Raw genomic sequence first — 16,862 nt, forward strand, 5'->3', positions numbered from 1 at the left:
CAGGTTGTCGTTCATTCTAGGAAACGATATAGTTCATTCATATAGGAAGAAAAGGAGTGCTATTATATGAATTATTGTAACCCTGTAATCAGTGGATTTCATCCTGATCCAAGTGTTTGTAGAAGTGATGATGATTATTTTCTAGTTACGAGCTCATTTGAATATTTTCCGGGAGTTCCGCTTTTTCATAGTAAAGATCTAGTAAATTGGGAGCAGATAGGACATTGTTTAACACGTCCTGAGCAATTAGAGTTGCAGCAGGCACGAAGTTCAGGTGGTATTTATGCTCCTACGATTCGCTTTCATAACGGTACGTTTTATATGGTAACGACCAATATATCTGCTGGTGGGAACTTTTATGTATATACGAATGATCCAACTGGTGATTGGTCAGATCCTATTTACGTCGATCAGCCAGGAATTGATCCGGATTTATTTTTCGATGCGGATGGCTCGGTTTATTTTTCAACGGCATGGGGAAATTCAGAAACGGGGATTGGAGTTTATCAAAGCCGAATTAATATTGAGAATGGAAAAAGGTTAACAGACTATACCTTTGTATGGCAAGGAACAGGCGGACAATATCCAGAAGCGCCACATCTCTATCGAAGAGGAGATTGGTATTATCTCCTTATTTCCGAAGGAGGCACCGAATATGGTCATATGGTTACTGTAGCAAGAAGTAAGAAGGTAGAGGGTCCATTTGAGGCATGCCCCTATAACCCGATTTTGACGCATCGCAGTCAAGCGAAATCAATTCATGCTACTGGGCATGCAGATTTTGTGCAAACAAGTGATGGAGCTTGGTGGGCTGTATTCCTTGGTATTCGTCCTGTTGGATATCCGAATCGTCATCATCTAGGGAGAGAGACATATCTTGCACCTGTCTCGTGGACCGAGGAGGGCTGGCCGATTATTGGCGAGAACGGAACAGTTAGTGAGGTAATGTCGGCTGAAGGGTTAAATGTAAATTCAAAGCTACAATTGCCAATTCGGGATGAGTTTAATACAACTACACTAGCGCCACAATGGAATTTATTACGTTCATCTAATAAAGAAAAATATGAATTGAACAGTAAGGAAGGGGGCTTGACGCTACATGGTTCTGCTGACACGCTGAATGATTGCGGTACGCCGGCATTTGTTGGTAGAAGACAGCAGCATTTTTCATTCGAAGCATCAACTCAGCTTACATTTAAACCGCAGCATGATGGTGAAGAAGCAGGGATTACCGTCTATATGAATGAAAGATTTCATTATGAGCTTGCTGTGACACGCGTTGCAGGCGAGCGCAAGCTTATATTTCGCAGAAGGCTGGGCAGCTTATGGAAGATTGAGAATGAGCTCCCATTGTCAGCTGATTCCGTTGTATTAACCGTTAGAGCAGATAAATGGCATTATTATTTTGAAGCTACGATTGGTACTCAAAGTCCGATTTCATTGGGCCAAGGAGAATGTGCAATGCTTGCGACAGAGGTAGCTGGTGGATTCACAGGGGTGATGCTCGCGATGTACGCAACTGGTAATGGAGTGAAATCTATATCTCCTGCTCATTTTAATTGGTTTGACTACGAAGGAAATGAATTTTCTATAGAGAAATAAAATTGCCGAAACGACATAGTTTACATTGCTATTATTTGCTGAGAATAAACTGAAAAGAATAAATAGGAGGTAGCTTATTATGAACACGCTACAAAATAAAAGCTTGCCAAAGTTATACGAGGAATATGAAAAGTATTTTTTGATTGGGGCAGCAGTGAATAGAAGGACGCTTAATATTCAGCAGCAATTGTTGAAGCAACATTTCAATAGCATAACAGCGGAAAATGAGATGAAGTTTGAAAGTTTACAGCCTATAGAAGGAGAATTTCAATTTGAAGCTGCAGATCAAATGCTAGCCTTCGCAAAGGAAAATAGTATGGGGGTCAGAGGTCATACACTCGTATGGCATAATCAAACTCCTGCTTGGATGTTTGAACAAAGTTCGGGTGGTATTGTTGATGAGCCAACATTATTAGAACGTATGAAAACTCACATTGATACTGTAGTTACACGCTATAAAGGAGAATTTTATGCATGGGATGTTGTTAATGAGGCAGTATCTGACAGTGGTAATGAGTTGTTGCGTCCATCAAAGTGGCTTGATATTGCAGGGGAAGAATTTATAGCTAAAGCATTTGAATATGCTCATGCTGCTGATCCGACGGCCTTACTATTCTATAATGATTACAATGAATGTGATGCTGTAAAGCGGGATAAAATCTATCGCTTAGTGAAATCGTTGAAGGAGAAGGATGTTCCTATTCATGGTATTGGTATGCAGTCACACTGGAATCTAGATCATCCTACTATGGATGATATTCGCCGCACGATTGAACAGTATGCAAGCTTAGATGTAACATTGCATATTACTGAAATGGATATATCGATGTTCCAATTCGATGATCGGCGCACCGACTGTATTGCTCCAACAGAAGCTATGCTAGAAAAACAAGCGGAGCGATATGATCAAATATTCAAAGTGTTTAGGGAGTATAGCGAGCATATTACTTCAGTAACGTTTTGGGGAGCAGCGGATGATTACACATGGCTAGATTATTTTCCGGTACAAAATCGGAAGAATTGGCCGTTTCTATTCGATACGAAGCATCAGCCGAAGAAGTCATTTTGGAGTGTCATTAATAATGAATAGCGTTATGAAAGGAAACTAATGGGAAGTAGCTGCTCTATTATGCTGCGACAGCACGATATATTATTAGCTGGTGTGATGAGTCCGGTCGATACAGCGGTAGAGGGAGGGAGAGAGTGAATGATGGAAATTACGAATCCAATTATTTGGGCTGATGTACCGGATCCTGATATTATCCGTGTTGGCAATGTTTATTATATGGTAAGTACAAGTATGCATACTATGCCTGGCTGTCCAATTATGAAGTCACAGGATTTATTGAATTGGGAAATTGTTAATTACGTGTATGATAGTTTCGAGGATAATGATGCTCATAATATGATTGATGGGAAAAACATTTATGGTCAAGGATCTTGGGCAGCTAGTTTACGCGAACGTAACGGTATATTCTATGTTTGTTTTTCAAGCAATGATGCGCATCAGTTCTATATGTACAGAACTGATGATATTGAAAATGGAAGCTGGCAGCGCTCTATAATTAAAGGTTTATTCCATGATCCGAGCATACTATTTGACGAGGACCGAGTGTTTGTAATTTACGGAAATGGTGGTATTTATATTACCGAGTTAACAGAAGATGCAACTGGTCTCAAAGAGGGTGGCATAGTCCAACTATTACTCGAAACTGAAAGTGAAGGTATTGGATTGCAATGTGAAGGCTGTCATGCTTATAAAATAAATGGAATGTACTATATGTTCTTTATCGAATGGCCGACAGTAGGCAATAAGCGTCGCAGGCAAGTATGCTATCGCTCTAGTCAGCTGCTAGGACCATATGAACGGAAAATTATTTTGGATGATGATATGGGCTATCGCAACAAAGGAATTGCTCAAGGTGGTGTTGTTGAAACTGCAGATTATCAATGGTATACATTACTATTTCAGGATCATGATGCGGTTGGTAGAATTCCAGTCGTATTGCCAATGGAATGGCATGATGGCTGGCCGGTTATTGGCATAGATGGGAAGGCTCCGCAGCAGTTTACAACAGACTTCCCCTCTACAGCTGCGAAACCAATTGTCATTAGTGACGAGTTCGATTACAAAGCTAATAAGCTAGCATTGAATTGGCAATGGAACCATAATCCGAATAACGAGCTTTGGTCTGTAACGGCACGAGCAAGCCATCTGCGGCTAACGACTGGCAATGTTGTTGATAGTGTATTGAAGGCTCGTAATACGCTAACGCAACGGACGGAAGGTCCCGCCTGCATCGCCATGACCGTAATCGATATTACTAATATGAAGCCTGGTGATCATGCTGGCTTAATTGCACTACAAAATTTATTCGGGACTGTCGGTGTGAAGATAGATAGCGCTGGCAATAAAGCCGTTGTAATGAGTGTAAACAACGGCGACGGCATGGAGGATATAGTCCAGTCTATTCCATATGAGTATAGTAGCGTCTATCTCAAAATTGAATTTAACTTTGAAAATAGTACAGATATCGCTAAGTTTTATTATGGTACAGAAGAAGGACAATGGAGTGAAATTGGTCATCCTTTAGCAATGAAATATACATTGGATCATTTTATGGGCTATCGCATCGGTCTATATAATTATGCAGCCGTGCACCCAGGTGGATTTATTGATGTGGACTATTTCCACTTTATGAGTTAATTGATGGAGCATATACGCTGATCCAATGAATACTCCCGCCACTTACCAAAGTTGTCGCTTCGATTGAAGTGGGGGTTTCTGATGGTTCATCCCATTTATCTCAGGATGCTTAACACCAGTGGAGTTGACACATTGATGGTCTGGTTACCATCCAACCCCTCTATCCCATTCGCATCTTTGACCGATACGTTTGGGAATACTTTTCGCATAATATTGGCTGCACCGTTGACATCGGCATGAATCAAACCCTTCGTGTTCTGATACAGACCACGACACATCCGTTTGCCTGAGAAGATCCATGTCCCTTCTTCACCATAACTCGGTAACGGATCTTGATCTACAAAGCTGGCTTTCGAAGTATACGCCTCTTCCGTCAGGATCACGGTGAATCCCTGCTCAGCTGCCTTATACTCGATCATCTTGATGAGCATGTGATGGGGAATATGATGGAAGGACTGATTATTTCGCCGTCCGATTCCGGATGCTTGTTTCCATCCATCGTTATGTCCAATGACGATCGTACCGATATTCTGCTCTACTGCCAACATAACAATATGATGGCTTGTCTTGTGGAACAAGTCTTTGATCCTCCGATTGCGTTTCAGATGGAGCCGTTCTAATCGCCTGGATGTATACGCCCCCTCGCGAGGTTCCTTACCCTGACGAAGAATGCTAGTATAATACGCTTTCATCTTGTTGTAATACTGATTGATTGCTTTCACAATCTTGCCCTTCACGAGGATCGGTTTCGCTCCGGTCGTCGTGACGATGGTTGCAAGATTGACGACACCAAGATCAATCGCCAGCATGTGGTCTTGTACTCGTTCCTTCGTTTCGAGCGGATAAGCGAAGATTAATTCGACGACGTACTGTCCATGGCTTGGGATGACACGTACTTGCTTCAGTTGTCCGTCGGTACAGCCCAGTTTTCCGATGTTCAGTTGTAGCTTGCTCTTTGGAAACTTGAGAAACTTTCGTTCTTTGATCACGCAGTCTTGGTTGGAGAAGATAACTTCCTTGACCTTGTTCCGAGCATATCCCGGAATATTGGGCTTGCCGTTGTACTTCTCAGGATGCTGGCGGTAATCCTTGATACTGACAAAGAAGGATTTCCAATTGTGGAACACCGCCTTCATGATTCCCTGACTGCTCTGCGTCGGGAGCGCTCGATAATCGAGTTGATTCATCACTTTAAACAAGGCGTCGAGGAAGTTGTAATGAACAAAAGGACTTTCTTGCGAGGGTAGCTTGAACGGATGGGAACTGCTCCCTTCCCTTCGTCGTTCATTCATTAAATCAATATGTGACGCCAACGTATCTAGAACTTCTCGTTGCAACGGTTGGAGAGACTCGTTCTTCTCAAATGCGGTCACAATCTGTCGGATGTAAAAATTGGTCGTGTTATACAAGTTCTTAGCATCCTGGCATGCTTGATCGAGGTACGGAAACAAGCGATGACCTGGCTTAATCCATACTTGATGGGTTCTGTACATGGACTTTGAATCTGACAAAATCTCACCCCCTTCCAGTCGAGAATACGAATATATGTTCTCTATTTATTATACCTCTTAGGATATAGGAAAGGAAGAACATCTTGCGGGATTATTCAAGAAATCGCCGATTAACCTGGCCACTTATAGAAGTGGAAGTCTTCTCGGCGAAAACGGATAGAAATAGAAACAAACACCATGTACTGGTACAGAGGATGGGAATTCCTGCTTACCAGTGCATGGTGTTTATTCAAGGGTAATCAATTTGCTGGAGAATATTCGTGTTTCTTACGATATTCATTGGAGCTTAATCCAGTATATTGCTTGAACTTTTTATAGAACCAATCGATCTCCCTGTAGCCAACTTCGTTGGCAATTTCATATATTTTCATATCAGTCTTCTTCAGCAGAAACTTTGCTTTTTCCATTCTTTGCTGAAGTAAATATTCATTAAAGGACATATTTTCATGCAATCTAAATTTTTGCCCCAAATAAGCACAATTAAAATGAAGCATGCTTGATATTTTTTTTAATGTTATATTTTGATGGAGGTCATCCTGTACATATTTTTTGATGGTATCAATAATCGAAGCAGAGGGCTCCTCTTTTTTGTTATGAAGCCATGATTGTGGTAAATCGATAGCTTCAAATGAATAACGGTTTGTAAGCGTTTGCTTAATAGCTAGCAAGCTAGACTTGAATGCTGCTTCGCACAAGGGGACAGTTAGATAGTCATTAATTTGATATGTTAATGCTTTTCTGGCAATTTGAAAGTCATTCTTACCACCAATAAGAATAATCGGAATACGACTTTTGCAACGTATTTTTTTGCAAAGTAAAAGTCCGCTAGTATTATAGCCTTTAATATTAATTACGATAAGTGAGAACGATTGTAACTCAATGAACTGAGTTACATGATCGAATTGAGTAGTATGAGCAGTTACGTTAACATTAATGTCTAATTGCTCGATTAGATTCGTTGTTTGCTGGAGTGAAGAATCGTTCGGATCAACAAGCAGTATATTAAACATGGAATTTCCCCCTTAGCAGTATAAGCTGTGTTGAGTAATAATTGTATACGCTTTAATTATGGGAAATATGGGGGGGATTCACAATGTGCAAATCTTTGCTCCTGCTACATTCGTTTACTAGTTACAAGATTCGGGACAACTTAATTCCGTAAATCTAAACATTCGACATTTTCATAGTATTCACCCTTAATCTTTTGCGGTATGATAATTATTAATATATTGTAGAGCGATGAATATTACCTTGAAATAATAGGATGAGGGGAGTGAGCCATTTATGATTAATCTCGGACCAGCAAGACTGCAACAAATTAGTTATATTGGCATTACTGAAGCAGATTTGAGTTTATTAAAAAGCAAAGAAAAGGAATTTGAACTTATTGTCGATCAGCTAGTCGATGAACTATATAAACAGGTAGTAGCTGAACCCGAATTATGTGCCATTATAGAACAACATAGTACATTGGATCGCTTAAAGGAAACACAGCGATGGTATTTCCGTTCGCTAGCATTTGGACTAGTCGATGAAGAGTTTGTTGAGAAACGTTTGTTTATCGGAAAGATTCACTCCAAAATTGGTCTAACAACGAATTGGTATTTGGGTACATATATTATATATTTGGATATTGCTACATTGTTGTTTAAACAGCTGATGCCAGATGAATGGATCGATGTAGTTCATTCTTTGACGAAAATGTTTAATTTTGATTCACAATTAGTGCTGGAAGCATATGAAACTGATGAAAAAGCCAAGATTGAGTGTCTATTAGAAAAGCAAAATCATTTGCTAACTGGAGTTAGCGCTGCAGTTCAAGAATTGGTATCTCTAATGGTACAGTTGAAAGATAGTAGCGAATCGATTGAAGATTCCGTATCTAAAAATGCTGATTATCAAGAGAAAACGCATCAAAATGTACTGTATTTGGACAAAGAGGTCGAATCTATTCATCAGATTGGTGAGATGATGAAGGAAGTAGCAGATCAAACCCATCTCCTAGGCTTAAACGCTGCCATTGAAGCGGCAAGAGCAGGAGAATTCGGACGAGGGTTTGAAGTCGTTGCGAATGAAGTTAGAAAGCTAGCACATCGTTCTAAGAATTCATTAGGAACGATTGAAGGTCGATTGAACAATATTAATTCCACACTTACCGAAGTGAAAAGAGACTCAGAACATAATTCGCTCTATTCTCATAATCAAGTAGAAAGATCTCAAGAATTAGCTTCTTTTGTGGAGCTAATTGAAAAAGTAACGGTGGAATTGGATAGCTTGAAGTAGATAACGAAAGAATATGTACTACTAGCGTAAAAAAAAAAATAAAAAGGAAGTTCACTTACAAAGTGGAACTTCCTTTTTATTATTTAGACGTTTAGTAGAAAGGGATTTGGACTGAAACTTTAACAAATCGTTGATAACTATTTCGTTAACTTAGTAGATTGCGAATATTGATAAATCTCATCAGCAATAAAATAATCAATTGTTTGATTATTTTTATAATAATCTTCGATATTTTATCCGACGTCAATTTTTGCGATAATATGAGTAGCGGGAACGAAAGGGGATAAAGAGCATGATTCAGATTAGAGCTGTGAAGGAAACTGATGACTTTGAAGCCATGTACAACTTAATTAACGATACTCTTCAACGATTTTCAGGTAATGAAAAGGTTTCATTTATTGGGGATGGAGAAGAATTGAAAAAAGAATATTGTAATCCGGATAACTCAATCAATGGTTTTATCGCTGAAAAGGACAATACAATCGTAGCTTTCATGGGAGTTTCTCCTTCAAAGGTAACAAAAAATGGTATTCTTGCATTCGGGTTTCTAGATGCTTTTGACAATGTACTTGAAGATTTATTGAATAAGTGCACGTCTTGTATTCAAGAAATAGGTGGAACTAAACTCTATGTATTTACTTCTACGAAGTTTGGGCAAGTGAGAAATAAGGGGATATCTTTATGGGAGAAGCTAGGGTTTATTGCGGATGAGTATGGGCATGTCACATTATTACTGGATTTAAGAGAGTGGAATGAACCCGAGGACATGGATTTAACGGGTATAGAGCCAGCTTTAGAAATGAATTATGATGATATTAAGGGAGTTCTGATTGAGGATGGAGAAGAGGCAATGGCAGGGTTATTTCAAGATCAATATTCTTCAAATAGAAATCCAGATCAAGTAATACTCACGCTTAGAGATCAAGTATCGAATGAGATTGCTGGTATTGCTTATTATAGGGTTGAGTTATGTAATAGAGGTACTGATAATGAATGCCTCGATGCTTATTCGTTCGGACTGCATGTGAGACCGAAATATCTTTTGAATCATAATGAAATAAGAAGATTTCTGATAGGTACTTTGTTTTCGATGAAACAATTAAATATATATCATGTTATTACTCTAATTACTTTGAAAAATTTTAATGTATTTGCAGCGATGGTTACCGAGGGGTTCCATAACGAAAATTTTGAAAATGCTAATATACTCCGTCTTCATAGAAATATATAAAGGGATTATCATTATGAAAAAATATGTTAATGCCAAAGAAGTGTTGCCAGAAAGTTTAATTAAAGAAATTCAAAAGTATGTAAAAGGAAAACACATCTATATTCCACAAACCGAACGTCAAAACTGGGGAACTTCAACGGGAATTCGGGATGAAATGGAACAGCGAAATGAAGAAATAACCCGAAGATATTATGGAGGATTAAGCATAGCGAAATTGGCTGTAATTTTCAATTTAAGTGAGGAGCGAATTAGAGGGATTATTTATGAAAGGCAAAGTAATTAGGGAAAACTTCATACGTTATTTCGCTTACAGCACACATGAACATGGCATTAAGTTTAGCATTCTAAAGAGGCTCATAGGCAAAGATATGAAGTTTGTAAGGTTACCGCCCCTTAATCCACGTGATAATATTGATCTAATGAGACGAAATTTCATAATCTTTACTTACTGTGGACAAATATATAGCTGAAGGGACGATAATAATTCATGAGAAGCATCAATGTGACGGAATTACCTGAAGAATATGTAGGTGTGGTTAATAAAGAACTTCAAGGTACGGTTCAAGAGGTTACCTATAAGGTAAGCAATTATATTAATCTATCTCGACAGCTTGTAACGGCTGAAAATATCGATATCGGTGAAGCTGGAAGAGAAGTCGTTACGGGTGAAGCCCTGATAAAGAAATGTAACGTCTATTTGCCAGCAGGTTATGACCCGAACGACAAAACCGTCAAATACAATGTATTGTATTTACTTCATGGAGTAGGCGGGGATCAATATGAATGGTTAAGAGGTAGCGGTAAAGTTAACGATCGATTCGTCATTTGCAATATATTTGATAATCTTATTGCAAATGGCGATATGGAACCGCTAATTATCGTATTCCCCAATGGAAGAAGCGCCTATGACTGGACGGACAGTTCCTTCAATTCCGAGGGAACGAATATGCTAGGATTCTATTACTTAGATTATGAACTGAGACACGATCTAATTCCATTTATAGAAGCAAACTACAATACCTACGCAGATATTACTGATACATCACCTGAGGGAATAATATCTAACCGCACGCGAAGAGCAATTGCTGGGTTGTCTATGGGCGGAATGCAAGCTCTGAACTTAATTGTCGGGGGTTACAGACATGATTCAGCGCTATTCACTGGAACAGAGAGTCCCTGGAACAACGGTCTAGATAAGACTGTACTTGCCCCTGGAATGATCGATTTATTCGATTATGTAGGGACTTTCTCAAACGCTCCTACGTCGAGTGACGGCAAGACTCTTGGAGCCAGTCTGGCGTCATGCGCCCATAAGCTTCAATTATTATACACTACCTGTGGTAGTGAAGATGGAATCGCAAATAACAGTTTTTTAAATTCGACAGATCAGCTTATACACGAAGCGGGAAATGATCTCGCTCATTATTATGAAATTCTAATAAAAGATGGTATTCATGATTTCAATGTTTGGAATAATGGTGCCTACAATTTTAGTCGATTGGCATTTAGAAATGGTGACGATCAATTAAAGTCCAATATTGTTAAGAAGACGCTTGAGGGAAGAACTTAGAGTTCAAACAACGAATACAACCAAATAACAAGATTTCTAAAGTGCGCCACATAAGTTGTAACTTAAATCTCACTATGTCCGTCTATATATAGAACCATATATTTCTATTAATTAGGGGGGAGTGTCAATTGAAAAAGAAATCGAAGATTATCATTGCTTCATGTGCAGTTTTTCTTATGATGTCGGGTGCGGTTTTGGCCAAATCACCCGATGTACGGATCTTTATTAATAATATAGAATTTGACAGTAGCGCATTGAAATTGAATGTGGTAAATGGTACATCAATGGTATCTCTAAGATCTATCGTGGATCAATTCAATGGAGAAGTAACTTATAAGGATAAGAATATCTTTGTCACGACACCAGAATCCTCTAATGTGGCAATGCAAGTGAATAGTCTAGAGAATGCGCTAATTGCTGCAACTCCAGAAGAAGCTGTTCAGACTTGGATCAAGGGAGTTCAGAGTAGAAGTGGTGCTCTGCAATATGCTGTTCTGTCACCAGAGCTACGTCAACAAACGAAGCAACAATTCGAAGATAATTTTTGGGTAACTGGTGGTTCCAGCCCTCGTATGGGAAAGGTTGAAAAGCTACAATCTAAGGAAGTAACATCTGATAAGCTTGAAATTTCTTTTGAATACCCACTAATAACTATGACTGAAACTTTGGATACAGGCAATGCCACCATTACAGTAGAAAGAATACATAGGGAGTCATCCGATTACTGGGCTATTTCGAAAATTGTTTTGAAAGACCCGGATGATACTGGAACAATGATTGGTGCGGATATGGATGGCATTTCTTATGAAGACAAAGAAAATCACTTCACGCTTACACTACCGTAAAGTTGGGAAGACATGTATGAAGTTGTGGCCAATGATAAGGATACTACAGGTAAGAATCCAGTTATTGAACTAGGTGAAAAAGGTACAATCTCCTCACTTTTCGTGAATGATTGTACCTTTTTCGCATGAACGATACTTTTTCAGTGGGAAATTGTTATAGCCTAGCTATATTATTTTGTTTTTGCCAGTTGGGTTGCAGAAGTTACTTATTAACTATTCTTACTGCACTACCCCAAAGCCAAGTATCGTGAAGCACTTATCTTCATGGCCTGCTGACATGCGAATCTCAATAGTATGATCCATTGCTTCTAGCTCGTTAAGTACAATGATAGGATGGCAGTGTGTCCATTGAATCAGAAGTGGATCCGCCGTTTTTGCTAGCTTGCCGTCCACCAATATATCTGCACTTCCAAACTCATTACTGCCGCTATCTTTATATATTAGTAGAAGGCTTTTGCAATGCAGTTTCATCATAAAGCTATTACTGCCCGATTCTGTAGTATGCATCCAGTTGTTAGGGAATTGAGGTGTGCGGATGGTTTGATCGTCTAACCCGACCTGATGCAAATCAGTATCTGTTGCATGGAAGCTACCCTCACAAATTTGCGCGAGATGTGTGTTATGAATGCGATCGAGTAACGATACATGAACAAAATCATTACCAATAATCGGCGGCTTATTCAAGTCAATATCCTGTTCACTTTGAACACTACGATCAGCTTCGGCAATTAAGAAACCTAAGCAATCTGCCATTATCGTATGGCCAATGTTTGTAGGATGATAGATATCATAAAAGTATTGCTGCTTCGTGACGACAAGTCCCTCTTGCTTCGTCATATCAAATTGTTCGACTAATGCATCCTTAATGCTAACCATCGGCAGATCATAATGCTTGCCGACGGGTGAAAGTCGATCCTGCAAATTCCAGTCAGTAATAAATACGCTGAACAGTAGTATAACAGCAGGCTCATTTTGCTCCTGTAGTGCTCTAAGCACTAGACTTTCGTAGCAAGCTCCCCTCGTTTCATCATCTGCATCATTAACAGCGAATTCAATAATAACGATATCTGGCTGAGCAGCGCCATGCTTTAGTACATCTCTTTCGTAGCGAATCATGCCAAGCTCCGATGGAGTTCCGCCTACGCCAGCTTTAATAAAGTGAATATGTTCTCCATTATCTTTACCATATTGCTGTTTGAAGTTAGTGTAAGATTGATAGGCATAGCATGAATTATGAATGGGCCTTGCGCTGGCGCCTTCAGTAATCGATCCACCAATATAGGCAATGGTTACCTCTTCACCTTTTCGTGCTTTATCGATAGCTCTTTTTAATCGTGTGTTGTTTCCGAGTTGTAGTAGTGATTTGCTGATCATGTTGTGATAGGCAGGTGAGTTAGGGTCAATAGGACCATTGACTTCCTGTTGAGGAGACTCAAAGCCATCATTAAAGTATAAAAATACGCTGACTGTGGCTAACGCACCTGCACGTGAAAATTCAAAGCTAAGCTTGCCTGGCACATCATCTTCTTCTGACCAATCGTAATCACTGAGAAGGAGGATCGTTTCAGAGCCATCGGTTGGACAGATTGTTTTCATGCGCGTACCCGTCTCGTATTTGTTCGTCTTTCCCCAGTTTTCATAGTTGACGGGTATTGTTAGTTGATCCCCCTCATCGCATTGGACTGATATGCCAATGCTGTGTACTAATTGACGGAAGCCTGTGCAACTTTTTAATAGATCTAACAGCGTGTCATCGGCTATTCTACTTGCATGTCTAGCCATGTCCACGAGACGACCTTCCATATAGATATCTTGACGATAACTCCTGTCTGGTTGTGCTGTAGCTTCAATAATAGAATCTAATAGAAAATAAAATCCTTTTCTTGTTTTTGTTGAATACTGCAGGGAATCATTGGCCACATAGATCATCCTTTTCTAAGTTATATCTATATTTTACTGGGTACTATTTGAAATGAAAACCTGTTAAAGTATGTTAAGTATCGCTAAACCTACATAATATTATACGGCGATAGATTCAATGACTAGTGAAATTGGAAGGGGAAATTGAGATGAGAAGTACGGCAACGTTACATCTAGATTTAGTGAAAGGTCGAGAAACTGCACAGATTTACATTGATAGAAATGGACCTGATTATGAAGGGCTGGAGCTTATTGCGAATTCATTTGTGCAAGATGTACAGCTAATTACTAACAAAACGTTGAAGGTTAGCTCCGATTTCAATCAACTTGCTGGGACTGTATTGATTATAGGCTCAGTAGGCAATAACGCTTTAATTGATCAGTTCGTACGTGAAAACAAACTTGATATAACAGATATTCAGGGGAAGTGGGAAGTATTCAAGATTGCATATATAGAACAGCCTTTGGCAGGAATTGATCATGCAGTTGTTATCGTGGGTAGCGATAAGCGAGGTGCTATATATGGTACATATCATTTATCAGGGCTGATCGGAATTAGTCCATGGGTATATTGGGCAGATGTAGTACCTGCCAAAAAAGAAGATCTCTCAATTGAGATAACTCAATTAAATATAGTTTCCAAAGAACCATCTGTAAAGTATAGAGGGATATTTCTTAATGATGAATGGCCATCGCTTGGAAATTGGGTCAATAATCAATTTGGTGGCTTCAATGAATTGTTCTATGGTAAGGTGTTTGAGTTAATTTTAAGACTAAAAGGTAACTATCTATGGCCTGCGATGTGGAGTGCCATATTTAGTGAAGATGGACAACGAAATAAGTTGGCTAATGCTGAACTTGCACACAAATATGGGATCGTTATTGGAACTTCGCATCATGAGCCTATGTGTCGTTCTGGTGAGGAGTGGTCCAAGACATACGAGCAATATGCTCAGAAGTATGATTGGGATTTCCGTGTGAATAGAGAAGGAATATCAAAGTTTTGGGAAGATGGTGTAGAGCGTAATAAAAATTTCGATAACATTATTACGCTTGGAATGCGAGGAGAACGTGACTCCTCACTAAGGCTTGATCTTGCTGAAAATATTGAGCTTCTGAAGGATATTATTCTAACTCAGAAAAAGATATTGCAAGAGAAGGATCTTGCAGATGCTCCCAAGGTTTTAATGGTATATAAGGAAGTAGAGAGATGTTGGCATGGTAACGAAGAAGTTGATGGCTTGGAGAAATGGAATGAGTTAGAAGATGTAACGATTATGCTTTGTGATGACAACTTTGGAAATGTACGTACATTGCCTAATGTCGAAGGTCGCGATAGAAAGTCAGGCTGGGGAATGTATTATCATTTTGATTATCATGGAGGACCTCGCTCTTATGAATGGATTAATTCGACACAGCTTGAGCGAACATGGGAGCAGCTTACGATGGCCTATGAGTATGGCATTCAAGATATTTGGATTGTGAATGTCGGAGATCTAAAACCACAAGAACTACCAATCTCATATTTTATGGACTTGGCCTACGATTTTGATACCTATGGTAAAAATGGACGGAACCAAACATCAGCTTATATTGATAATTGGGTGAAGCAGCAGTTTGGAGAGCATGTTACTGTAGGGAAGCTTGAACAAATTTCGTCAACCTTAAAGGATTACACGAAGATGAATAGCAGCTGCAAGCCAGAATTGTTAGATCAGCATACTTATAGCACGGAGCATTATAATGAAGCGGAGCAGGTACTCGCAAAATCGTTTGATTTGGCAAACCGAGCATACGATGATAAGGATATTCCAGATGTTGCTAAGGATTCATATTACCAGCTAGTCGGTTATCCAGCAGTTGCTACCGCAAATATTCATATTTTGCATGCGAGTGTAGCTTTCAATGAAAAGTTTGCAATTCGTGAGTATCCAAGTAGTTATGCTAATTGGTATGCAAAATTGATAGAGCAGGCGATTGAAGCGGATCAATGGCTTGAGAGTAAGTACAACAAAGAAGTAGCAGGTGGCAAATGGAATGGCATGATGTCTTCGCCACATATTGGATTTGTTAGCTGGAACGCAGATGGCTGGCAGTATCCTGCGGCAAAATATATTACTCTTAATAAAGAAGGGAAAATGATTCTAGATATTGAAGGGTGTCAGCAGTCATATACGACTGGCAATGCGACGCTACCAGCTTTTACGAATATTAATAATGAGAGCTATAGTTTGTTGATTAGTAATGGAGGTAGTGAATCATTTTCCTATTCTATCACAACTACTGTAGATTGGTTGAATGTTGATAGCGCTGTAGGTAGCATTGATATTGGAAAGCAAATATTGGTATCGGTAGATTGGAGTAAGCTGCAGGGTGACGTACAAGCGGAATTAGTAATTAATGGTGCAGGGCAATCGATTAAAGTAAATGTTTTAGCGAAATGGATCGATATAAGTGGATTATCGAATATGACCTTTATTGAACATAATGGTGTAGTATCCATTGAAGCAGAACATGCTTTCCATATATCCTCAAAATCGAATAGACAGTGGCAGCTCATTGAGAACTACGGGAAGCATCTATCGGCCCTAAAAGTGTACCCTGATGTGTATGAGCCATTATCTATTATGGAATCACCATATGTAGAATATAAGGTTCAAATTAACGAACCAGGGGAGTATACGATCACATTGTTTACTGCGCCAACGAATAATCTAACGACTGTTGTTGAACTAAAGTATGGAGTCACTGTCGATGATCATCAAGAGGTTATTGTTAATTCCTTGGCAGAGCACTTTATCGCAGGCCATCCTAGTAAGGGTAGCTGGGGTAGGGGAGTTATTGAAAATATTCATCAATCAGCGTCTATCCATAAATTAGAGCAAGGTGTTCACTCTATTAAAATTTACAGTATTGATGCTGGATTAGTTATTCAAAAGCTAGTTCTTGCGAAGCAAGAGTTACCTCATACATGGTTTGGCCCGCCAGAAAGCTATTATGTAGGGAGTAACCGTCCTAACACAAGATTAGCCGTGCAGACAGAACAGCATTTGTCTGATCTAGATTATTACATGGATATGAAGAATCATAAGTAAGTAAGTATAGGTAAATGTAATAAAATCGAGGCAATCTCTTAGGAGGTTGCCTCGATTTTGCATGATTGTAAGAATGAATATGAAGCTATCAAGCATTA

At 39.2% G+C, this 16,862-nt stretch carries 12 protein-coding genes; 9 read left to right on the forward strand and 3 right to left on the reverse strand.

Translation table 11 applies throughout. The features are described from left to right. The first annotated feature begins 66 nt into the window (after positions 1-66). The 3 genes from AC1TPB_RS15925 (at position 67) to AC1TPB_RS15935 (ending at position 4,309) form a co-directional block, all read left to right on the forward strand. A complete protein-coding gene (locus AC1TPB_RS15925; protein WP_482077408.1) occupies positions 67-1,602 on the forward strand; it encodes a glycoside hydrolase family 43 protein in 1,536 nt (511 codons plus the stop codon). A gap of 79 nt (positions 1,603-1,681) precedes the next feature. Next, positions 1,682-2,692 (forward strand): endo-1,4-beta-xylanase, encoded by a 1,011-nt coding sequence (locus tag AC1TPB_RS15930; protein ID WP_482077409.1) that lies wholly within the window; start codon positions 1,682-1,684, stop codon positions 2,690-2,692. A gap of 117 nt (positions 2,693-2,809) precedes the next feature. Then, positions 2,810-4,309: a glycoside hydrolase family 43 protein gene (locus tag AC1TPB_RS15935; RefSeq protein ID WP_482077410.1), complete on the forward strand. Its 1,500-nt coding sequence runs from the start codon at positions 2,810-2,812 to the stop codon at positions 4,307-4,309. A 95-nt stretch (positions 4,310-4,404) separates the two neighbouring features. Here the strand turns inward: AC1TPB_RS15935 and AC1TPB_RS15940 are convergent, their stop codons facing one another. Further along, positions 4,405-5,823, reverse strand: a complete 1,419-nt coding sequence (locus AC1TPB_RS15940) for an RNA-guided endonuclease InsQ/TnpB family protein (protein WP_482077510.1) — start codon at positions 5,821-5,823, stop codon at positions 4,405-4,407. A gap of 236 nt (positions 5,824-6,059) precedes the next feature. Further along, positions 6,060-6,830, reverse strand: a complete 771-nt coding sequence (locus tag AC1TPB_RS15945) for a helix-turn-helix transcriptional regulator (RefSeq protein WP_482077411.1) — start codon at positions 6,828-6,830, stop codon at positions 6,060-6,062. A 274-nt stretch (positions 6,831-7,104) separates the two neighbouring features. Here AC1TPB_RS15945 and AC1TPB_RS15950 point away from each other — a divergent pair, with 274 nt between their 5' ends. From AC1TPB_RS15950 to AC1TPB_RS15970, 5 genes are all read left to right on the forward strand, one after another. Beyond that, entirely contained in the window at positions 7,105-8,103 is a 999-nt protein-coding gene (locus tag AC1TPB_RS15950; RefSeq protein ID WP_482077412.1) for a protoglobin domain-containing protein, read from the forward strand. A 292-nt stretch (positions 8,104-8,395) separates the two neighbouring features. After that, complete coding sequence (locus AC1TPB_RS15955; RefSeq protein WP_482077413.1) at positions 8,396-9,334, forward strand: hypothetical protein; 939 nt, start codon at positions 8,396-8,398, stop codon at positions 9,332-9,334. Between the two features lie 13 nt (positions 9,335-9,347). Then, on the forward strand, positions 9,348-9,617 hold the full coding sequence (locus AC1TPB_RS15960; RefSeq protein WP_482077414.1) for a CD3324 family protein: 270 nt from the start codon (positions 9,348-9,350) through the stop codon (positions 9,615-9,617). Positions 9,618-9,821: 204 nt separating this feature from the next. After that, the gene (locus tag AC1TPB_RS15965; RefSeq protein ID WP_482077415.1) at positions 9,822-10,904 is read left to right on the forward strand and encodes an alpha/beta hydrolase; all 1,083 of its coding nucleotides are present in this window, start codon (positions 9,822-9,824) and stop codon (positions 10,902-10,904) included. Positions 10,905-11,032: 128 nt separating this feature from the next. Then, the gene (locus tag AC1TPB_RS15970) at positions 11,033-11,749 is read left to right on the forward strand and encodes a hypothetical protein (RefSeq protein WP_482077416.1); all 717 of its coding nucleotides are present in this window, start codon (positions 11,033-11,035) and stop codon (positions 11,747-11,749) included. 219 nt (positions 11,750-11,968) lie between these two features. Here the strand turns inward: AC1TPB_RS15970 and AC1TPB_RS15975 are convergent, their stop codons facing one another. Continuing rightward, complete coding sequence (locus AC1TPB_RS15975; protein WP_482077417.1) at positions 11,969-13,669, reverse strand: SGNH/GDSL hydrolase family protein; 1,701 nt, start codon at positions 13,667-13,669, stop codon at positions 11,969-11,971. A gap of 149 nt (positions 13,670-13,818) precedes the next feature. Between AC1TPB_RS15975 and AC1TPB_RS15980 the strand changes: the two genes are divergently transcribed. Further along, on the forward strand, positions 13,819-16,764 hold the full coding sequence (locus tag AC1TPB_RS15980) for a glycosyl hydrolase 115 family protein (protein WP_482077418.1): 2,946 nt from the start codon (positions 13,819-13,821) through the stop codon (positions 16,762-16,764). Positions 16,765-16,862: the final 98 nt, after the last annotated feature.

The sequence above is a fragment of the Paenibacillus sp. Y951 genome (assembly GCF_056786395.1).